Below are 19,965 nucleotides of genomic sequence, written 5' to 3' on the forward strand. Positions count from 1 at the left end.
GTCAATGGCAGCCGAACCGGACGCCGTGACGGGGCGCCGCTCGCCCCCGACCGTGCGCGTCATCCAGGTGCTCGACCATCTCGTCGCCAGGCCCGATCGCCGGTTCGGGCTATCCGAGCTCGCCCGCGCGCTCGACATCAGCAAACCGACCTGCCTGGGCATCCTCGCCGCCCTTGTCGGCGGCGGGTATCTCACCCGCGGTCCGGATGCGCGGTACGGCCTCGGGCCCGCGCTCATCGCGGCCGGCCGGGCCGCCCAGCGCGGATTCGCGGTCGGGGCGATCGTCCGGCCGCACCTGGAGGCGCTGGCGGCCGAGTTCGGTGCGGTCTGCACCGCGTCCGCGGTGGTGGGGGATCAGGTGATGATCCTCGAGGTCGCGGCACCCCCTGGAGTCGAGTCGGGACGGACCGCGGCCAAGGTCGGGCAGGTGTATCCCTTCGCGCCGCCGGTCGGGCTGATGTACGTGCTGTGGAGCCACGACGACGAGTTCGAGCGGTGGCTGCAGCGGGAGCCGGCCTTTCCCGTGGTGCTCGACCGGGACCTGCTGCAGCGTGTCGTCGACGACTGCCGCGAGTCGGGGTATCTCGTCGAACGGCTCACGCCGACGGGGCGTCGACTGTTCTCGCTGATGGCGGGGGTGGCGGGTCGAGACCTGCCCGCCGAGCTTCGCGAACTGGTCGGGGAAATGGTGTCCAGCCTCGGCGAACGCGTCTACCTCGGCCGGGAGACGTCCGCCGACGCCGAATATCCCGTGAGCCTGATCGCGGCGCCGAGCTACGACGAGGACGGCAGGCAGTCCCTGGTGCTGACCCTCGATGTGGGCGGCTCGATCGGCGGAGCCGAGATCGAGCGTCGGGGCCGGGCGCTCGCGGCCGCGGCGGATGCGGTGACCGCGGAGGTGGGCGGCCGGGCGCCGGTTCGAGGTGGTGACGCAGTCGCCGGCCATTGACCGGTTCTGTAACACGTTCTAAAGTCGGCTCCAGACTTCGTTTAGTACCGATGCGGTACATAGATGTACCGCCTGTGAGCGTTGAACCGGAGCCCCGATGACCACACAGCCCGCACCGCATTCCGCGTCCCCGCCCAGCTACACGCTGTCGCACCTCGCGGCCCTCGAGGCCGAGGCGGTGCACATCTTCCGCGAGGTCGCGGCCACCTTCGAACGACCCGTGCTGCTGTTCTCCGGCGGCAAGGACTCGGTGGTGATGCTGCACCTGGCCGCGAAGGCGTTCTGGCCGGCGGCACTGCCGTTCGCGGTGATGCACGTCGACACCGGGCACAACTTCGACGAGGTGATCGAGTTCCGCGACCGGGTCGTCGACCACCTCGGGCTGCGCCTGATCGTCGCCAGTGTGCAGGACGACATCGACGCAGGCCGGGTGGTCGAGGACTCCGGGCCGCGGGCCAGCCGCAACCGGTTGCAGACGCACGCGTTGCTGCGCGGCATCCGCGACGGCGGCTTCGACGCGGTGTTCGGCGGCGCCCGCCGGGACGAGGAGAAGGCGCGAGCCAAGGAGCGGGTGTTCAGTTTCCGCGACGAATTCGGGCAGTGGGACCCGCGGGCCCAACGGCCGGAGCTGTGGAACCTCTACAACGGCAAACACCGCAAGGGCGAACACATTCGGGTGTTCCCCCTGTCGAACTGGACCGAGCTCGACATCTGGCAGTACATCGCCGAGGAATCCATCGAGCTGCCTGCCATCTACTACGCACACCGGCGCCGTGTCGTGCCCCGCGACGGAATGCTGTTGGCCCACACCAGGTTCCTCACGCTGCTTCCGGGGGAGGAGTCGTACGAGGAACTGGTGCGTTTCCGCACGGTCGGCGACGCCACCTGCACCGGCTGCGTCGAGTCCTCCGCCGACACCGCCGCCGCCGTCGTCGCGGAGGTCGCGGCGAGCCGGATCACCGAACGCGGCGCCACCCGAGCCGACGACCGCATCTCCGAGGCCGGCATGGAAGACCGGAAGAAGGAGGGGTACTTCTGATGTCGCTGAACCCCGAACTGCAATCCCCGCATCACCGTCAGCAGCTGCTCCGGGTCGCGACCGCGGGCAGCGTCGACGACGGCAAGTCGACGCTGATCGGCAGGCTGCTCTACGACTCGAAGGCGATCTTCGAGGACCAGCTCGAAGCCGTCGAGCGCAGCAGTCGCGAACGCGGTGACGAGCACGCCAACCTGGCGCTGCTGACCGACGGCCTGCGCGCCGAGCGCGAGCAGGGCATCACCATCGACGTCGCGCACCGCTACTTCGCGACGCCTCGGCGGAAGTTCATCATCGCCGACACCCCGGGGCACGAGCAGTACACCCGCAACATGGTGACCGGGGCGTCCACCGCGGACCTGGCCCTGATCCTCGTCGACGCCCGGAACGGCGTGCTCGAACAGACCCGGCGGCACGCCTTCCTCTCCGCGCTGCTCGGTATTCCGCACCTGGTGGTGTGCGTCAACAAGATGGACCTGGTCGACTGGTCACAGGACCGCTTCGAGGACATCTGCGAGGAGTTCCGGCGGTTCGCGGCCAAGCTCGACGTCCACGACCTGTCGTTCGTCCCGGTGTCGGCGCTGCGGGGCGACAACATCGTCACCCGCACCGAGAACATGCCCTGGTACGAAGGCTCCTCGCTGCTGCATCTGCTCGAGGAGGTGCACGTCGCGTCCGACCGCAACCTGATCGACGCGAGGTTCCCGGTGCAGTACGTGATCCGGCCGCAGCGGCAGACCGACGCCGACCTGCACGACTTCCGCGGCTACGCGGGCACCGTCGCGAGCGGCGTGTTCAAACCCGGTGACGAGGTTGTGGTGCTGCCGTCCGGCTACACCACCGAGATCGCGGAGATCCACGGCCCCGGTGGGCATCCGGTGCAGGAGGCGTTCGCGCCGTCCGCCGTGTGCATCCGGCTGGCGGACAACATCGACATCGCGCGCGGCGACCTCCTGTGCCGGCCGAACAACCGGCCGCTCGTCGGGCAGGAGATCGACGCGATGGTGTGCTGGCTCGCCGAACGGTCCACGTTGAGCGAACACCACCGGTACACGTTGCTGCACACCACCCGCTCCACGCGCGCGCAGGTGGTGCGGCTCGACTACCGGCTCGACGTCAACACCCTGCACCGCGACGAATCCGCGCAGTCGTTGCAGCTCAACGAGATCGGGCGGATCCAGCTGCGCACCCAGCAGCCGCTTCTGTTCGACCCATACCGGCGCAACCGGGTGACCGGCAGCTTCATCCTGGTGGACGAGACCACCGGCAGCACCGTCGCCGCCGGGATGATCACCGGTCCGACACTCAAGGAGTCGAAGGTCGTCTGGCACGCCTCGGCCGTCGATCGCGACGAGCGGGCCACCCGGGGTGCCACGGTGTGGTTGACCGGACTGTCCGCGTCCGGGAAGTCCACCGTGGCAGTCGAACTCGAACGCAGGCTCGTCGCCGCGGGCGTCCCCGCCTACCGGCTCGACGGGGACAACCTGCGGCACGGACTCAACGCCGATCTCGGATTCGGTGCCGCGGACCGCGCCGAGAACGTGCGCCGCGTCGGTGCCGTCGCGCAGCTGTTCGCCGACTCGGGGGTGGTCGCGGTCGCGTCCCTGATCAGCCCCTACCGCGCGGACCGGGATCGGGTGCGGGCCGCGCACGAGGCCGCGGGCCTGCGCTTCGTCGAGGTGTTCGTCGACACCCCGATCGAGCAGTGCGAGGCCAGGGATCCGAAGGGCATGTACGCCAGGGCCCGGGCAGGGGAGATCACCGGATTCACCGGGATCGACGACCCCTACGAGCGTCCCGAACACGCCGAGCTGGTGTTGACGCCGGAGGACGGCGATCCGGTCGCGCAGGCCGCCGCGATCATGGAGTATCTGAGTCGATGAACAACGACTGCGACCTCGACGACGCCCAGCTCGCGGCGGAGATGGCGGCCCGCGCGGGCGACCTGCTGCTCGACCTGCGCGCGCGCGAACTCGGCGCGAATCCGCTGCCGAAGGATGCGGCCCGGGAGCTGAGCCGGCGCGGCGACAAGGAGGCCAACGCGCTGTTGCTGCGGCTGCTCGCCGAGCACCGGCCCGCCGATGCCGTGCTGTCCGAGGAATCCGCCGACGATCCGGCGCGGCGCGGCGCCGATCGGGTGTGGATCATCGACCCGCTCGACGGGTCCAGGGAGTACGGGCTGCCGGCCCGCGCCGACTGGGCGGTGCACGTCGCGCTGTGGGAGCGCGGCGTCGGCATCACCGCCGCCTCGGTCGCCCAACCGGCACTCGGCCGGGTCTACCGCAGCGACACCTGCACGGCGGCGGTCGGGGAGCACCCCCGCCCGCGAATCCTGGTCAGCGACAGCCGTCCACCGGAGTTCGCGGGACCCCTCGCCGAGCGGGTCGGCGGCGAGGTCGTGCCGATGGGCTCGGCGGGGGCGAAGGCGATGGCGGTGCTGCGCGGTGAGGCCGATGCGTACGTGCACGCGGGCGGGCAGTGGGAGTGGGACTCCGCGGCCCCGGTCGGGGTCGCCCTGGCCGCCGGGCTGCACTGCTCGCGGATCGACGGGACGCCGCTGGTCTACAACGAGGCGCACCCGTACCTGCCGGACCTGCTGATCTGCCGCCCCGACCTGGCAGGTCCGCTGCTGTCGGGGATCGCGGAACTGACCGGGACGCCGCCGGACAGCCCACGGGTCGCGATGGTCCGCGAGTACCTCGGCTCGCTGCTCACCCACGACGCGAGCAAGGTCCGGCTGGCGGCCGACTGCTTCCGTGTCGAGAACGGAAGGCGGACGGGTGATTCCGGTCCGGAGATCGTCCGCGAGCTGGAGACCGGCGCGCAGTACCTGCCGTTGACCGGGATCCGGAACCTGACGTTCACCGAGTTCGGCACCGACGTTGTCGCGCGCTTCCTGCTGGACATGGCCGTCGGCGACGAGACGCACACCGTGGCGCTGACCGAACACTTCTCCGTGCCGGGTGCCGAGATCGCCGCGGTCACGGCGATCATCGAGCCCGCCCCCCGATCCGAGTGAACGGTACATTCACTCGGATCGGATCGAGTGAACGCTTCCGTTCACTGGGGGAAGTGAGGGTGCGGTGAGGGTGTACGCGAACACCGATCCGCGCCTCGGGCTCGCCGAGATCGGGGCGCACGCCCGGCGGGTCGAGGCCATGGGCTACGACGGAATGCACGTCTCCGAAACCGTGCACGATCCGTTCCTGCTCGCCTTGCAGGCCCTGCAGGCGACGTCCCGGATCGTGGTGCGCACCTCGGTCGCGCTCGCGTTCGTGCGCAGCCCGGTCCTGACCGCCTACACGGCCTGGGATCTCGCCCGGCTGTCCGGCGGCCGGTTCCAGCTCGGCCTCGGCACCCAGATCCGGCAGAACGTCGAGGAGCGCTACGCGATGCCGTGGTCGGAGCCGGCGCCGCGTCTGCGCGAGTACGTGCAGGTCGTGCGGGCCGCGTTCGCCACCTTCCGCGGCGGCGAACTGGTGCCGTTCGTGGGGGAGCACTACCGGTTCACCCGAATGCAGCCGTACTTCAACCCGTTCGACGGCGACGACCTGCCGCCGGACCCGCCGATCTTTCTCGGAGGCGTCGGCAAGAGGATGTGCCGGGTTGCGGGGGAGGTCGCCGACGGATACGTGGGCCACCCCACCAACTCCGGCCCCCGGAGCCTGGCCGACGACATCCTGCCCGCGCTGGCGGAGGGTGCACGGTCCGCCGGTCGGACCCGAGACGACCTCGAGGTGATAGCCGGAGTGCAGGTGATCACCGGCGACACCGACGAGGCTCTCGCGCGCGAACGGGACCGGCAGCGACGGCAGTTCGCGTTCCTGTACTCGACCCCGGCGTACCGGCGCGGCCTCGACCACGCCGGTCTCGGGCACCTGCAGGCGCCGCTCGCCCGGATGGTCCGCGAGGACTCCTGGACGGGGCTCGGCGACCTCGTCACCGATGACGTGCTCGGCGCACTGCTGCCCACCGCCCGTCACCCGGAGCTGGCCGCAGTCGTCGCCGATCGCGTCGGCGGCCTCGTCGACGGCATCACCCTCGCACCACCCACCGACCCCGCCGACGACCCGCAGTTCGCGCGGGTGGTTTCGCAGCTGCGCTGCCCGTGAGTGCATTTCACCCCGACCGGGGTGAAATGCACTCACCGGCGCGGCCGCACCCCACACCAGTAAGGAGATCCGCATGACCACTCCCGACGCCGTCGTGTCCGAGTTCTGTGCCCGCTGGAAGGAGGCAGACGCCGATGCCCTGGCCGAGTACTTCACCGAAGATGCCGTCTACCACAACATTCCGATGGAGCCCGTGGTCGGCAAGGGCGCGATCAAGGACTTCATCACCGGGTTCGTCGCGCAGTTCGGCGGCATCGACTTCCGGGTGCACCGCCAGGCCGCGAACGGGTCGGTGGTGATGAACGAACGCACCGACGTCTTCGCCATGGGCGGCACGAGCATCGAGTTGCCCGTGATGGGCGTCTTCGAGGTGACCGGGGACGGCAAGATCTCCGGCTGGCGCGACTACTTCGACATGGCACCTCTCGCCGCGCTCGGGAGCTGACGGCGCGGGCATCCGAACAAGCAAAGAGCCCCGGTCGACGTTGTCGACCGGGGCTCTTGTGGCTGTGGTGCACTCGAAATGCGAGTGCCCCCGGCAGGATTCGAACCTGCGACCTTTCGCTCCGGAGGCGAACGCTCTATCCCCTGAGCTACGGGGGCGCACCGAAAACTCGGTGTGCCGGTTGGGCTGGCTTAGCGTAGCGCATCGCGCGACGAATCCCTATTCGCACCCCCATACTCGATGAAGTAGCAGGTGACTCCTCACTGGAAGGCGCGCGAAGGCATGGCCGAACACGACCAGGTGCCCGACTACTCCGACGACGAACTCGACCTGGACCTGAGGTGGTGGGCCGCGGCCAACTACCTCACGGTCGCGCAGATCTACCTGCGCGAGAACACCTTGCTGCGGGAGCCGTTGCGGCCCGAGCACATCAAGCCCAGACTGCTCGGGCACTGGGGAACCAGCCCGGGATTGTCCGCGATCTACACCGTCCTGAACCGGCACATCCGCCGCACGGACGCGAACTGGCTGTACGTGACCGGGCCCGGTCACGGTGGTCCGGCCCTGGTCGCGGCCACGTATCTCGAGGGCACCTACTCGGAGATCTACCCGCACGTGAGTGCCGACGCAGCCGGCGTCGAGCGGCTCTGCCGCCAGTTCTCGACGCCCGGCGGCGTCCCGAGTCATGTCAGTGTCCAGACACCCGGCAGCATCCACGAGGGCGGTGAACTCGGGTACGCCCTCGCGCACGCGGCCGGCGCAGCGTTCGACCGGCCGGAACTGCTGGTGGCGTGTGTGATCGGAGACGGGGAGGCCGAGACCGGGCCGCTGTCGGCCTCGTGGAAGGTGCCCGCGTTTCTGAACCCGCGCCGCGACGGCGCCGTGCTGCCGATCCTGCACCTCAACGGTGCGAAGATCGCCGGCCCGACGGTGCTGGGACGGAGCAGCGACGTCGACGTCGCGGCGTACCTGGCCGGGCAGGGCTGGGCGCCGGTCCTCGTCGAGGGCGACGACCCGCGGCAGGTGTTTCGTGACCTCGCCGCCGCGGTCGACGGTGCGTACGACACGATCCGGGGGCTGCAGGCCGCGGCCCGGGCCGGCTCGCCCCCGCAGGAACGCCGGTGGCCGGCGATCGTGCTGCGAACCCCGAAGGGGTGGACCGGTCCGCACACCGTCGACGGGGTGCTGGTCGAGGGCACGCACCGGGCCCACCAGGTGCCGCTGTCCGGGGTCCGCGACAATCCCGACCACCTCGCCCGGCTGGAGCAATGGCTGCGGTCGTACCACCCGGAGCGTCAGTTCGACGAGAACGGGTCGCTGGCGCGTGAACTCGCCGGACTCGCCCCGGTGGGGGACAAGCGGATGGGTTCGACGCCGTACGCCAACGGGGGACGGCTGCGCCGGCCGCTCAGGATCCCGCCGCTGGAGCGGTACGCGCTCGCCGTCACCGAACCCGGCACCTCGTTCCACGAGACCACCCGGGTGTTCGGCGAGTTGATGCGCGACATCTACGCGGACGGCGTCCGGTCCGACGGCGGCGGCGACTTCCGGCTGTTCTGCCCCGACGAGACGGCCAGCAACCGCCTCGGGGCCGTGTTCGAGGTCACCGACCGGTGCTGGCAGCTGCCCGTCACCGGGTACGACGACGGGCTCGGGCCCGACGGACGGGTGATGGAGGTGCTCAGCGAGCACCTGTGTCAGGGCTGGCTCGAGGGCTACCTGCTGGCCGGGGGCCACGGGGTGTTCGCTAGCTACGAGGCGTTCGCGATGGTCAGCGTCTCGATGCTGATCCAGCACGCCAAGTGGCTCCAGCACGCACTGACCCTGCCGTGGCGCGAGTCGGTGTCGTCGCTGAACGTGCTGCTCACCAGCACCTGCTGGCGCAACGACCACAACGGCTTCAGTCACCAGGGCCCGGGCATGATCGACTCCGCGATCCCTCTGGCTCCGGACGTGGTGCGGATCTGGCTGCCGCCGGACTCGAACACCCTGCTCTCGATCGCCGACCACTGCCTGCGCAGCACCGACCACGTCAACCTGATCGTCGTCGACAAACAGCCGCACCTGCAGTACCTGACGCTGGAGCAGGCCGCCGAGCACTGCGCGGCCGGCGCCTCGGTGTGGCACTGGGCGGGCACCGAGGACGCCGACGCGGACGCCCCCGACGTCGTACTGGCCGCCGCCGGGGACGTGCCCACCCAGGAGATCCTCGCCGCGGCGGAGCTGCTCCGGAGGTGGGTGCCGTACCTGCGGGTGCGGGTGGTGAACGTGGTTGACCTGATGGCGCTGATGCCCGAGGACACGCATCCGCACGGATTCACGCCCACGAAGTTCCGGGAGCTGTTCACCGACGACACCCACGTGGTCTTCGCGTTCCACGGGTACTCGCGCGCCGTGCACGAACTACTGCACGGCCGGCCCGACACCGATCGCTTCCACGTGCGGGGATTCAGCGAACAGGGCACCACCACAACACCGTTCGACATGGTGGTGCTCAACCGGATGAGCCGGTACCACCTGGCGATCGAGGCGCTGCGGCGGAGCCGTCGGGTGCCCGAGCGCGGCGACGAGCTGGCCCGGTACTGCCGCGCCCAGCTGGACCGGCACCGCGACTACGTCGTCGCGCACCTCGAGGACATGCCCGAGGTGCGCGACTGGACATGGGGATCGCTGCAATCGTCCGGATAGCTCGCAGCCCCCGTCTCCCATCGCATGAACGGAACATTCAGTCGATCTACTCGACTGAACGCTTCCGTTCATGCCGGGAGGGGTCAGTTCAGCGGAAGCGGGGCCGCGCCCTTCTCCGTGAGCAACTGCGTCATCCGGTGCGACTCGCTCGCCTGGGTGTCGACCATCGTCTGCGCCAGGTCTCGCACCGTCTGCACCTCCGCGTGCTGGGCGGCGTACTCCATCATCGGCTGCCCGCCCTGGTGGTGGCGCAGCATCAGCTGCAGGAACAGCACGTCGCCCTCGGGACCCCGGGCCTGACGCAGCGCGGCCATCTCCTCCGACGTCGCCATGCCCGGCATCTGCGCCGAGGAGGGCGCAGGGGTCGTCGTGGCCCCATGGCCCGTCGTGCCGTGGCCGTCGCCGTGGCCGCCCACGTCGGACATCCAGGCCATGTGCTCGTCGGTCGTCGCCACCGGCTGGTCCCACAGCGACAGCCAGCCGGTCATCTGACCGATCTGGTTCTGCTGCGTGGTGAGGATGTCGTACGCGAGATCCCGCACCATCGGATCGGCGGCGTTGGCGATCGAGATCGCCGCCATCTCCACCGCCTGGTTGTGGTGCACGATCATGTCCTGCGCGAAGCCCACGTCCACCGAGCCCGCGGCCGGGGCGGCGGGCTGGTCGTCGTGCAGGAACTGGTTCGCGAAGAATCCGAGCCCGAATCCGACCGCGATCGCCGCGATCAGGCCCAGGACGGCGAGGGCGGTGCGCTGGCTGCGCGTACCGCCGGCCGCCGCGCCGTCGGAGCCCGTCATGTCAGCTCGCCGGGGCGGGCTCGGGGGCCATCGGCAGCCCGGCGCCGCCGCCGGTCTCCGAGGTGTCCGGCGTCAGGCCCTTGCCGTCCATGGTCACGGCGTCGGGGCCGGGGGGAGTGGCGTCGAACGCGGGCGGGTTGTCGGGATCGAACGCACCCGGGATCGTCGAGCAGCTCGCACCCTTCTCCGGGTAGGCGCCGAAGTTGTTCAGCCGCAGCGCCGCGATGAACTGGTTGATCCGCGGATCGTCGGCGCTGTCCAGCTTGAGCTGGTGGCCCCAGCTCTGCAGGGAGATCGCGGAGTCCATGCCCGGGTACGGCGACATCAGCATGTACGACTTGCCGTCGACGCGGTCGACCAGCGCCTGCCGCTCGTCACCGGACACCTTGTCCGGGTTGTAGGCGATCCAGACGGCACCGTGCTCGAGCGAGTGCACCGCGTTCTCCGTACGGATCGCGTTCGGGTAGACCACGCCCGTGCAGGTGGCCCAGGTCGCGTCGTGCGGCCCACCGAAGGGCGGCGTCTGGTCGTACGCGACCCGCTGGGCCGCCGACACGTGCAGCGCGGCCGGGTACTCGATCTTGACGACACCCTCGATCTCCGTGGAGGGGTCCGGGTTCGACGCGCTGGGGGCGAACTTGTCCGCCTCGGCCTTGTCCTGGTACTTCGGCACCAGGTTGATCGCCAACAGCGCGACCAGGGCGATGACCGCGGCCGCGGCGCCGATCGTCAACCAGGGGATCTGACGCTGCTTCGGCAGTCCGCGCTTGGCGGAGCCGCCGGAGCTCTTGTTGGCAGCCTTGATGGCCTTGGCGGACTTGGCGCTGTTCTTGGCGCTGCGATTTTCCGAACCGCTCGGCATCTGTGAGTGCTCTTTCGCTGATGTGGACGTCGGGTCTGTGGGACGGGACGCCGGCGTCGGTGCGACAGGTGGGTCCCGTGGTCGTCCCACTGTACGTTCAGTGCCTGAAGGCAGGCTTTGAACGGCCAGCACATAGGATGAATACCCGTGACTCCCGCCGACCTTGCCGAACTCCTTCGCGTCACCGCCGCGAAGGTCCTCACAGACCACGACCTCGACGCGTCCGTGCTGCCCGCGACGCTGACCGTCGAGCGCCCGCGCAACCCCGAACACGGCGACTACGCCAGCAACGTCGCGATGCAGGTCGGCAAGAAGGCCGGAGTGAACCCGCGCGACCTGGCCACCTGGCTCGCCGAGGCCCTGACCGCGACCGACGGCATCGAGTCCGCGGAGGTCGCCGGACCGGGATTCCTCAACATCCGGCTCGCCGCCGCCGCCCAGGGCGCCATCGTCGCCAAGGCGATCGCGGCAGGTCAGAGCTACGGCAGCTCGACCGCGCAGGCCGGCAAGCGGATCAACCTCGAGTTCGTCTCGGCGAACCCGACGGGCCCGATCCACCTCGGCGGCACCCGATGGGCGGCGGTCGGCGACGCCCTCGGCCGGATCCTCGCCGCCCAGGGTGCGGACGTCACCCGCGAGTACTACTTCAACGATCACGGCGCGCAGATCGACCGGTTCGCCCGCTCGCTGATCGCCTCGGCAAAGGGCGAACCGACCCCCGACGACGGCTACGCCGGTGCGTACATCGCCGACATCGCCGCCGAGGTGCTCCGGCAGCGCCCCGACGCGCTCGACCTGCCCGCCGACGAGCAGCAGGAGGTGTTCCGCTCGATCGGTGTCGCGCTGATGTTCGACCACATCAAGCAGACCCTGCACGAGTTCGGCACCGACTTCGACGTCTACTTCCACGAGAACTCGCTGTTCGAGTCCGGCGCGGTCGAGAAGGCCGTCGCCACCCTCAAGGCCAGCGGCAACCTCTACGAGGAGGACGGCGCGTGGTGGCTCAAGAGCACCGACTTCGGTGACGACAAGGACCGCGTCGTCATCAAGTCCGACGGCAACGCCGCCTACATCGCAGGCGACATCGCGTACTTCCAGGACAAGCGCTCGCGTGGCTTCGACCTGTGCATCTACATGCTCGGCGCGGACCACCACGGTTACATCGGCCGTCTAAAGGCCGCCGCGGCCGCGTTCGGGGACGACCCGGCGACCGTCGAGGTGCTGATCGGCCAGATGGTCAACCTGGTCCGCGACGGCGCGGCGGTCAAGATGAGCAAGCGCGCAGGCACCGTCATCACCCTCGACGACCTGGTCGAGGCGATCGGCGTCGACGCCGCCCGCTACGCGATGATCCGCTCGTCGGTGGACTCGAGCCTCGACATCGACCTCGAGCTGTGGGCGGGCACCACCAGCGAGAACCCGGTGTACTACGTGCAGTACGCGCACGCCCGGCTCGCATCGCTGGCCCGCAACGCCGCCGACCTGGGCCTGTCCGCTGCGGACCCCAAGCTCGAACTGCTCACCCATGACCGGGAGGGCGACCTGATCCGCACCATCGGCGACTTCCCGAAGGTCGTCGCCACCGCGGCGGACCTGCGCGAGCCGCACCGCGTCGCCCGGTACCTCGAGGAATTGGCCGGCACCTACCACCGCTTCTACACCGACTGCCGCGTCCTGCCCCAGGGCGACGAGCCGGCCGGCGACCTGCACACCGCGCGGCTCGCGCTGTGCGGTGCCACCCGCCAGGTCCTCGCGAACGGTCTCGGTCTGCTCGGTGTCAGCGCACCGGAGCGGATGTGAGCGCGCACCCCGCCGGTCCGCGCCACGCGGACATCCAGCACGCACCCGGGCTGCCGTCACGGCCGACCGACCCGTCGCAGATGACCACCCTGCCCGCCGAGGTGTGGCCGCGCGGCGCCACGCGAGGTGACGACGGGGTGGTCCGGCTGGCCGGTGTCCCGGTCACCGAACTGGCCGAGCAGTACGGCACGCCGCTGTTCGTGATCGACGAGGACGACTTCCGGTCCCGCTGCCGCGACATGGCCCGCGCCTTCGGTGCCGCCGAGCGGGTGCACTACGCGTCCAAGGCGTTCCTCAGCGCCGAGATCGCCCGCTGGGTCGCCGATGAAGGCCTGTCGATGGACGTCGCGTCCGGTGGCGAGCTGGCCGTCGCGCTGCACGGCGGATTCCCCGCCGAGCGGATCACCATGCACGGCAACAACAAATCCGTCGCCGAGCTGCGCGCCGCGGTGTCCGCGGGCGTCGGTCACGTGGTGCTGGACTCGATGCAGGAGATCGACCGCCTCGACGCCGTCGCCGGCGACCTCGGCGTCGTGCAGGAGGTGTTGATCCGGATCACCGTCGGGGTCGAGGCGCACACCCACGAGTTCATCGCGACCGCCCACGAGGACCAGAAGTTCGGTTTCTCGCTCTCCGGCGGTGCCGCCCTCGACGCGGTCCGCCGGGTGTTCGAGACCGACAACCTCAAGCTCGTCGGTCTGCACAGCCACATCGGCTCGCAGATCTTCGACGTCGACGGCTTCGAGCTGGCCGCGCACCGGGTGATCGGGCTGCTGCGGCAGATCGTCGACGGCTTCGGCGTCGAGAAGACCTCGCAGGTGAAGATCATCGACCTCGGTGGCGGCCTGGGCATCTCCTACCTGGAGAGCGACGACCCGCCGCCGGTCGACGACCTGGCCGCGAAACTCGCGAACATCGTCGCCACCGAATCCGCCGCGGCCGGACTGCCGGTCCCGACGCTCATGGTCGAACCGGGTCGGGCCATCGCCGGACCGGGCACCGTGACGCTGTACGAGGTCGGCACCACCAAGGATGTCCGGTTGGACGGCAACGCAACTCGCCGTTACGTCAGCGTGGACGGCGGAATGAGTGACAATATCCGGACCGCGCTGTACCAGGCCGAGTACGACTGTCGGCTGGTCTCGCGGGACAGTCGGGCGGAGCCGGTTGTCGCACGCGTGGTGGGCAAGCACTGCGAGAGCGGTGACATCGTGATCCGCGACGCCTGGCTGCCCGAGGACGTCGGTGCCGGAGACCTGCTCGCGGTCGCGGCCACCGGCGCATACTGCTATTCGATGTCCAGCCGCTACAACCTGCTCACCCGACCCGCCGTGGTCGCGGTCCGAGACGGGAAGTCCCGACTCGTCCTGCGCAGGGAGACCGTGGAAGATCTGCTCAGCTTGGAGGTACAGCAAGATGACTGAACCGAACGCCGCCGCGATCGGCGTGGCGGTACTCGGCCTCGGCAACGTCGGCAGCGAGGTTGTGCGGATCATCCGCGAACACGCCCGCGACCTCGAGGCCCGTGTCGGTGCGCCACTGGTCGTGCGGGGCATCGCCGTCCGCCGGATCGACGGGGACCGCGGCGTGCCGGAGGAGCTGCTGACCACCGACGCGGATTCGCTCGTCGCGCGTGACGACGTGGACGTGGTGGTCGAGGTCATCGGCGGAATCGAGGTGCCGCGCAAGCTCATCCTCTCCGCGCTGAACTCCGGCAAGTCCGTGGTCACCGCCAACAAGGCGCTGCTCGCCGACTACACGGGCGAACTCGCCGAGGCCGCCGAGAAGCAGAACGCCGACCTGTACTTCGAGGCCGCGGTCGCCGGGGCGATCCCCGTGATCCGGCCGCTGACCCAGTCGCTCGCCGGCGACCGCGTCGTCAGGGTCGCCGGAATCGTCAACGGCACCACCAACTTCATCCTGTCAGCGATGGACGAGACCGGCGCCGACTACGCCGACACCCTCGCCGAGGCGGGCCGGCTGGGCTACGCGGAGGCCGATCCGACCGCCGACGTCGAGGGCTTCGACGCGGCGGCCAAGGCCGCCATCCTGGCGTCGATCGCCTTCCACACCCGTGTCACCGCCGCCGACGTCTACCGCGAGGGCATCTCGAAGATCACCTCGGCGGACCTCGAGGCCGCGAAGTCGCTGGGCTGCACCGTCAAGCTGCTCTCCATCTGCGAGCGGATCGTCGGCGAGGACGGCACCGAGCGGGTGTCCGCGCGCGTCTACCCGTCGCTCGTGCCGCTCGATCACCCGCTGGCGTCGGTGAACGGCGCCTTCAACGCGGTCGTCGTCGAGGCCGAGGCCGCGGGGCGCCTGATGTTCTACGGCCAGGGTGCCGGCGGCGCCCCCACCGCGTCCGCCGTCATGGGCGACGTGGTGATGGCGGCCCGCAACAAGGTCAACGGCAGCCTCGGACCGCGAGAGTCGAGCTACGCGGACCTGGCGGTCGCGCCGATCGGTGAGATCCCCACCCGCTACTACGTCAACATGCAGGTCGCGGACCGCGCGGGCGTGCTGTCCGCGGTCGCGGCGGAGTTCGCCAAGCACGACGTCTCCATCTCGACGGTGCGCCAGGAAGGCGCCGGGGACGGTGCGCGGTTGATCGTCGTCACGCATCGGGCCACCGATGCGGCCCTGTCCGAAACCGTTGCATCCCTTGGCAAGCTCGACTTCGTCACCGCGGTCACCAGTGTTCTCCGATTGGAAGGTTCCAGTGAATAGCCCTCGTCAGCACACCCCCGTTCACACGCCCTGGCCGGGCCTGATCGAGGCGTACCGGGACCGACTCTCGATCGGCGAGAACTGGAAGACGATCACGCTGCGCGAGGGCGGCACCCCGCTCATCCCCGCCGGATACCTGTCCGAGCTGACCGGCTGCGACGTCCACCTCAAGGTCGAGGGGCTCAACCCCACCGGGTCGTTCAAGGACCGCGGCATGACGATGGCCGTCACCGATGCTCTCGCCCGCGGGCAGAAGGCCGTGCTGTGCGCGTCCACCGGCAACACCTCCGCATCGGCCGCCGCCTACGCCGCCGTCGCGAAGATGACCTGCGCGGTGCTCGTCCCGCAGGGCAAGATCGCGATGGGCAAGCTCGCCCAGGCCGTGATGCACGGCGCCAAGATCATCCAGGTCGAGGGCAACTTCGACGACTGCCTCGAACTCGCCCGCAAGACCACCGCCGAGTTCCCGACCATCGGCCTGGTCAACTCCGTGAACCCGGTCCGCATCGAGGGGCAGAAGACCGCGGCGTTCGAGATCGTCGACGCCCTCGGCAAGGCCCCCGACATCCACGCCCTGCCCGTCGGCAACGCCGGCAACATCACCGCGTACTGGAAGGGCTACTCGGAGTACCACGCCGACGGCATCTCCTCGTCCCGGCCGCGCATGCTCGGCGTGCAGGCCGCCGGCGCTGCCCCGCTCGTGCACGGCGCCCCGGTCAAGGATCCCGAGACCATCGCGACCGCGATCCGCATCGGCGCCCCCGCATCGTGGGACGGTGCCGTGAACGCCAAGGAGGAGTCGAACGGCGTCTTCCGCGCGGCGACCGACGAGGAGATCCTCGAGGCGTACCGGTTGATCGCGCGCACCGAGGGCGTCTTCGTCGAACCGGCGTCCGCCGCGTCCGTCGCCGGCCTGCTGGCCGCGCACAAGGAGGGCTGGCTCGACGCCGGTCAGACCGTGGTGTGCACCGTCACCGGCAACGGCCTCAAGGACCCCGACACGGCCCTGCTGGGAATGCCTCCCGTCCAGCCGATTCCGGTCGACCCGGTGGCCGTCGCGTCGGCGCTCGAGTTGGTGTAGTGACCGCACAGCGAATCGAAGACACAACGATGACTCGGACGTTGCCGACGGGGCTGACCGTGACGGCGCGGGTGCCCGCGTCCACGGCAAACCTCGGTCCGGGATTCGACACGCTGGGTATGGCCCTCGGCCTGTACGACGAGATCACGGTCACCACAACCGAGTCCGGACTCGCCGTTCGGGTCGAGGGGGAGGGGGCCGGGGACGTCCCGCTGGGCCCCTCGCACCTGGTGGTGCGCGCGATCGAGCGGGGACTCGAGGCGGCGGGGGTCTGGGCCGGTGGTCTGGACGTGGTGTGCCGCAACGCCATTCCACATTCGCGTGGACTCGGTTCGTCCGCATCGGCGGCCGTCGGCGGGCTCGCCGCCGGAAACGGCCTGGTGACCCTGCTCGACCCCGAGCTGGCACTGACCGAGGCCCAGTTGGTGCAGCTCTCGTCCGAGTTCGAAGGGCACCCCGACAATGCGTCCGCGAGCGTGCTCGGCGGTGCGGTGGTGTCCTGGAGCGAGGACCCGGTCGACGGGGACTCACCGCGCCGATTCGGCGCGGCCCGGCTCGCCGTCCATCCGAGCATTCGCGTCGTGGCGCTGGTGCCGGAGGAGCGGTCGACGACCGCCCACACCCGTGGACTGCTCCCGGAGACGGTGTCGCATGCCGACGCCGCCTTCAACGTCAGCCGCGGTGCACTGGCCGTGGTGGCCCTCACCTCCCGGCCCGATCTGCTGATGACCGCCACCGAGGATCGGTTGCACCAGCGGCAGCGGGCATCCGCCCTGCCCCTGACGACCCGCTGGGTCGCTGCGCTGCGTGAACGGGGCATCGCCGCCGTCGTCTCCGGCGCCGGTCCGACGGTGCTGGCGTTGACCACCGCGCCGCTGCCCGCGGACCTTCGAGTCTCCGCCGAGTCGGACGGCCTTCGGGTGCTCGACCTCGAAATCGCGGACGGCGTCCGCGTCTCCTGAGCCCTCCCGCCGGTGTGCCGCAGCACACCGGCGGGTTGTTCTTGCCCGTAACCGTGTTCACGGCTATCCTGGGGGCGTTCGCCCATCGTGCGTATCAGTCGCCGGTGCTCTATCAGGGCAATCACTCCCGAAATCAGGAGTCTCCCGATCGGATTCTCATCGGTCGCGAAGCTCGGAAATCACGGAACAGCCCCGAGTTCCGGACTGCGTGTTTTTCGCCCGAACCCCCTGTGCTCGAGGCTTTCGGCCTCTCGGGGTGTCGGCTCGGAGAAGGCGCCTGAGTGCGAGATGAGGGCGAGCGGCCCGACATTTCCCGAACATGTCCGGCATATCCGAGTTCAGTAATTGAGCTGCGGGACGAACCCTCGACTCAGCGCCGCGCGGGCGAGGGAAGGAAAGGACATCCGTGACCGATACGGACCTGATCGCCACTCCTGTGCTCGACTCTGCGGTGTCCACCGCGGCGAGCCAGTCCGGCGGTTCACAGACTTCAGAGACGGCCCCGGCCGTCGCTGCCGCGACCAAGCGCGCCGACGCGCGTCGTGGCGCCGGGCTTTCCGGAATGGTGCTCGCCGAGTTGCGCGCCCTCGCCGGTGAGCTCGGTATCAAGGGCACCTCCGGCATGCGCAAGGGCGACCTGATCGCCGCGATCAAGGAGCGGCAGGCCGGTGGTTCCACCACCAAGGCGGCCAAGGCCGCCGCCACCGAAAAGGCTCCCGCCGTGAAGGTCGAAGCCCCCGCGAAGACCGAGGCCCCCGCCAAGAGCGAAGCCTCCACCAAGGCCGAGGCGCCTGCGAAGGCCGAGGCGCCCGCGAAGCGCGAGACGCGTGCGAAGGCCGAGGCCGTCGAGGCCACCGGCCAGACCGCACTCCCCGTCGAGTCCGACTCGTCGGGTGATGCAGACCAGGGCGGACGCCGGGGTCGGCAGCGCCGTGGATCGGCCCGGGCCGCCGGTGCCGCCACCGAGCAGGCCGAGGCGACGGAGCAGCCGGCCGAGCGTCAGGGCGGGCGGCAGGAGCAGGGTGGCGATCGCCCCCGCCGCGATCGCAACCAGGGTGACCGCAACCAGGGTGACCGCAACCAGGGTGACCGCAACCAGGGTGACCGTAACCAGGGTGACCGTAACCAGGGTGGCCGCAACCAGGACCGCGCCCAGGACGAGCGCGGCCAGGGCAACAACGGACCCCGCGGTGAAGGCCGCGACAACCGCGGCGGGGACGACGACGGCGACGGCCGCGGCCGGCGCGGACGTCGATTCCGCGAGCGGCGCCGTGGACGCGACCGCGGCGAGGGCGGTGGCGCCGACGTCGAGATCCGCGAGGACGACGTCCTGCAGCCCGTCGCGGGCATCCTCGACGTCCTCGACAACTACGCGTTCGTGCGCACCTCCGGCTACCTCGCCGGGCCCAACGACGTCTACGTGTCGATGAACCTGATCCGCAAGAACGGTCTGCGTCGAGGCGACGCGATCACCGGTGCGGTTCGCGTCCCCCGCGAGGGCGAGGGCGGCGGCAACCAGCGGCAGAAGTTCAACCCGCTGGTGCGTATCGACACCGTCAACGGCGGCGACGTCGAGGCGGCCAAGCGTCGTCCGGAGTTCAACAAGCTCACCCCGTTGTACCCGAACCAGCGGCTGCGGCTCGAGACGGCTCCGAACGTCCTGACCACCCGCGTCATCGACCTGATCATGCCGATCGGCAAGGGCCAGCGCGCCCTGATCGTCTCGCCGCCGAAGGCAGGCAAGACGACGATCATGCAGGACATCGCGAACGCGATCGCGACGAACAACCCCGAGTGCTACCTGATGGTCGTCCTGGTGGACGAGCGGCCCGAAGAGGTCACCGACATGCAGCGTTCGGTCAAGGGTGAGGTCATCGCCTCCACCTTCGACCGGCCGCCGTCAGACCACACGTCGGTCGCGGAGCTGGCCATCGAGCGGGCCAAGCGTCTCGTCGAGAACGGTCGCGACGTGGTCGTGCTGCTCGACTCGATCACCCGCCTCGGCCGCGCGTACAACAACTCGTCGCCCGCGTCCGGACGCATCCTCTCCGGTGGTGTCGACTCGACCGCGCTGTACCCGCCGAAGCGATTCCTCGGTGCCGCCCGCAACATCGAGAACGGTGGCTCGCTCACCATCATCGCCACGGCGATGGTCGAAACCGGTTCGACCGGCGACACCGTGATCTTCGAGGAGTTCAAGGGCACCGGCAACGCCGAGCTCAAGCTCGACCGCAAGATCGCCGAGCGGCGCGTGTTCCCCGCGGTGGACGTCAACCCGTCCGGCACCCGCAAGGACGAGCTGCTGATGAGCCCCGACGAGTTCGCGGTCGTGCACAAGCTGCGCCGCGTGCTGTCGGGCCTGGACTCGCACCAGGCGATCGACCTGCTCATCGACCGGCTCAAGAAGTCCAAGAGCAACGTCGAGTTCCTGATGCAGGTCACCAAGACCGCTCCGGGCGCCATCGGCGACGACTAGGGAACAGATTCGGGCCGGAGGCCGTTTAGG

15 protein-coding genes and 1 tRNA gene are annotated in these 19,965 nt (G+C 69.9%); 13 read left to right on the top strand and 3 right to left on the bottom strand.

Features of this window, described 5'->3' with window-relative positions; translation table 11 throughout:
* Nucleotides 1-4 precede the first annotated feature (4 nt).
* From ACWDU4_RS08895 to ACWDU4_RS08920, 6 genes are all read left to right on the top strand, one after another.
* A complete protein-coding gene (locus ACWDU4_RS08895; RefSeq protein WP_450113509.1) occupies nucleotides 5-949 on the top strand; it encodes an IclR family transcriptional regulator in 945 nt (314 codons plus the stop codon).
* A 97-nt stretch (nucleotides 950-1,046) separates the two neighbouring features.
* Complete coding sequence (gene cysD / locus ACWDU4_RS08900) at nucleotides 1,047-1,988, top strand: sulfate adenylyltransferase subunit CysD (protein WP_450113510.1); 942 nt, start codon at nucleotides 1,047-1,049, stop codon at nucleotides 1,986-1,988.
* Nucleotides 1,988-3,868 carry an adenylyl-sulfate kinase gene (cysC, locus tag ACWDU4_RS08905; RefSeq protein ID WP_450113511.1) on the top strand — a complete coding sequence of 627 codons (1,881 nt, stop codon included), beginning with the start codon at nucleotides 1,988-1,990 and terminating at the stop codon, nucleotides 3,866-3,868. The genes cysD and cysC overlap by 1 nt, the downstream gene beginning before the upstream one ends.
* The gene (locus ACWDU4_RS08910) at nucleotides 3,865-5,004 is read left to right on the top strand and encodes a 3'(2'),5'-bisphosphate nucleotidase CysQ (RefSeq protein ID WP_450113512.1); all 1,140 of its coding nucleotides are present in this window, start codon (nucleotides 3,865-3,867) and stop codon (nucleotides 5,002-5,004) included. The genes cysC and ACWDU4_RS08910 overlap by 4 nt, the downstream gene beginning before the upstream one ends.
* Before the next feature lie 64 nt (nucleotides 5,005-5,068).
* Entirely contained in the window at nucleotides 5,069-6,097 is a 1,029-nt protein-coding gene (locus ACWDU4_RS08915; protein WP_450113513.1) for a TIGR03617 family F420-dependent LLM class oxidoreductase, read from the top strand.
* 73 nt (nucleotides 6,098-6,170) lie between these two features.
* Nucleotides 6,171-6,542: a limonene-1,2-epoxide hydrolase family protein gene (locus tag ACWDU4_RS08920; RefSeq protein WP_450113514.1), complete on the top strand. Its 372-nt coding sequence runs from the start codon at nucleotides 6,171-6,173 to the stop codon at nucleotides 6,540-6,542.
* Between the two features lie 85 nt (nucleotides 6,543-6,627).
* Here the strand turns inward: ACWDU4_RS08920 and ACWDU4_RS08925 are convergent.
* Nucleotides 6,628-6,700: transfer RNA gene (locus ACWDU4_RS08925), tRNA-Arg, on the bottom strand.
* Nucleotides 6,701-6,824: 124 nt separating this feature from the next.
* On the opposite strand from ACWDU4_RS08925, the gene ACWDU4_RS08930 reads away from it, so the two are divergent.
* Nucleotides 6,825-9,230, top strand: coding sequence for a phosphoketolase family protein (locus ACWDU4_RS08930; protein ID WP_450113515.1), 2,406 nt, complete (start codon nucleotides 6,825-6,827; stop codon nucleotides 9,228-9,230).
* Nucleotides 9,231-9,313: 83 nt separating this feature from the next.
* Here ACWDU4_RS08930 and ACWDU4_RS08935 read toward each other — a convergent pair whose 3' ends face one another.
* Entirely contained in the window at nucleotides 9,314-10,027 is a 714-nt protein-coding gene (locus ACWDU4_RS08935; RefSeq protein ID WP_450113516.1) for a DUF305 domain-containing protein, read from the bottom strand.
* Between the two features lies 1 nt (nucleotide 10,028).
* Nucleotides 10,029-10,889, bottom strand: coding sequence for a DUF3105 domain-containing protein (locus ACWDU4_RS08940; RefSeq protein WP_450113517.1), 861 nt, complete (start codon nucleotides 10,887-10,889; stop codon nucleotides 10,029-10,031).
* A 147-nt stretch (nucleotides 10,890-11,036) separates the two neighbouring features.
* On the opposite strand from ACWDU4_RS08940, the gene argS reads away from it, so the two are divergent.
* The 6 genes from argS to rho all read left to right on the top strand — a co-directional run bounded on the left by argS (nucleotide 11,037) and on the right by rho (nucleotide 19,935).
* The gene (gene argS / locus ACWDU4_RS08945) at nucleotides 11,037-12,689 is read left to right on the top strand and encodes an arginine--tRNA ligase (RefSeq protein ID WP_450113518.1); all 1,653 of its coding nucleotides are present in this window, start codon (nucleotides 11,037-11,039) and stop codon (nucleotides 12,687-12,689) included.
* Nucleotides 12,686-14,113, top strand: coding sequence for a diaminopimelate decarboxylase (gene lysA / locus ACWDU4_RS08950; protein ID WP_450113519.1), 1,428 nt, complete (start codon nucleotides 12,686-12,688; stop codon nucleotides 14,111-14,113). Before argS ends, lysA begins: the two co-directional genes overlap by 4 nt.
* A complete protein-coding gene (locus ACWDU4_RS08955) occupies nucleotides 14,106-15,416 on the top strand; it encodes a homoserine dehydrogenase (RefSeq protein ID WP_450113520.1) in 1,311 nt (436 codons plus the stop codon). Before lysA ends, ACWDU4_RS08955 begins: the two co-directional genes overlap by 8 nt.
* Nucleotides 15,409-16,497: a threonine synthase gene (gene thrC / locus ACWDU4_RS08960; RefSeq protein WP_450113521.1), complete on the top strand. Its 1,089-nt coding sequence runs from the start codon at nucleotides 15,409-15,411 to the stop codon at nucleotides 16,495-16,497. Before ACWDU4_RS08955 ends, thrC begins: the two co-directional genes overlap by 8 nt.
* Before the next feature lie 29 nt (nucleotides 16,498-16,526).
* The gene (gene thrB / locus ACWDU4_RS08965; RefSeq protein WP_450113522.1) at nucleotides 16,527-17,459 is read left to right on the top strand and encodes a homoserine kinase; all 933 of its coding nucleotides are present in this window, start codon (nucleotides 16,527-16,529) and stop codon (nucleotides 17,457-17,459) included.
* Between the two features lie 406 nt (nucleotides 17,460-17,865).
* A complete protein-coding gene (rho, locus tag ACWDU4_RS08970) occupies nucleotides 17,866-19,935 on the top strand; it encodes a transcription termination factor Rho (protein ID WP_450113523.1) in 2,070 nt (689 codons plus the stop codon).
* The last annotated feature ends 30 nt before the right edge of the window (nucleotides 19,936-19,965 follow it).

The organism is Rhodococcus sp. NPDC003348 (assembly GCF_053589375.1).

What these genes read in the sequence shown, in the direction of transcription:
- ACWDU4_RS08910 (WP_450113512.1), top strand. Translation starts at nt 3,865, where the DNA reads ATGAACAACGACTGCGACCTCGACGACGCCCAGCTCGCGGCGGAGATG.
- thrB (WP_450113522.1), top strand. Translation starts at nt 16,527, where the DNA reads ATGACTCGGACGTTGCCGACGGGGCTGACCGTGACGGCGCGGGTGCCC.
- ACWDU4_RS08935 (WP_450113516.1), bottom strand. Translation starts at nt 10,027, where the DNA reads ATGACGGGCTCCGACGGCGCGGCGGCCGGCGGTACGCGCAGCCAGCGC.
- ACWDU4_RS08930 (WP_450113515.1), top strand. Translation starts at nt 6,825, where the DNA reads ATGGCCGAACACGACCAGGTGCCCGACTACTCCGACGACGAACTCGAC.
- cysD (WP_450113510.1), top strand. Translation starts at nt 1,047, where the DNA reads ATGACCACACAGCCCGCACCGCATTCCGCGTCCCCGCCCAGCTACACG.
- ACWDU4_RS08895 (WP_450113509.1), top strand. Translation starts at nt 5, where the DNA reads ATGGCAGCCGAACCGGACGCCGTGACGGGGCGCCGCTCGCCCCCGACC.
- cysC (WP_450113511.1), top strand. Translation starts at nt 1,988, where the DNA reads ATGTCGCTGAACCCCGAACTGCAATCCCCGCATCACCGTCAGCAGCTG.
- ACWDU4_RS08940 (WP_450113517.1), bottom strand. Translation starts at nt 10,889, where the DNA reads ATGCCGAGCGGTTCGGAAAATCGCAGCGCCAAGAACAGCGCCAAGTCC.
- ACWDU4_RS08920 (WP_450113514.1), top strand. Translation starts at nt 6,171, where the DNA reads ATGACCACTCCCGACGCCGTCGTGTCCGAGTTCTGTGCCCGCTGGAAG.
- ACWDU4_RS08955 (WP_450113520.1), top strand. Translation starts at nt 14,106, where the DNA reads ATGACTGAACCGAACGCCGCCGCGATCGGCGTGGCGGTACTCGGCCTC.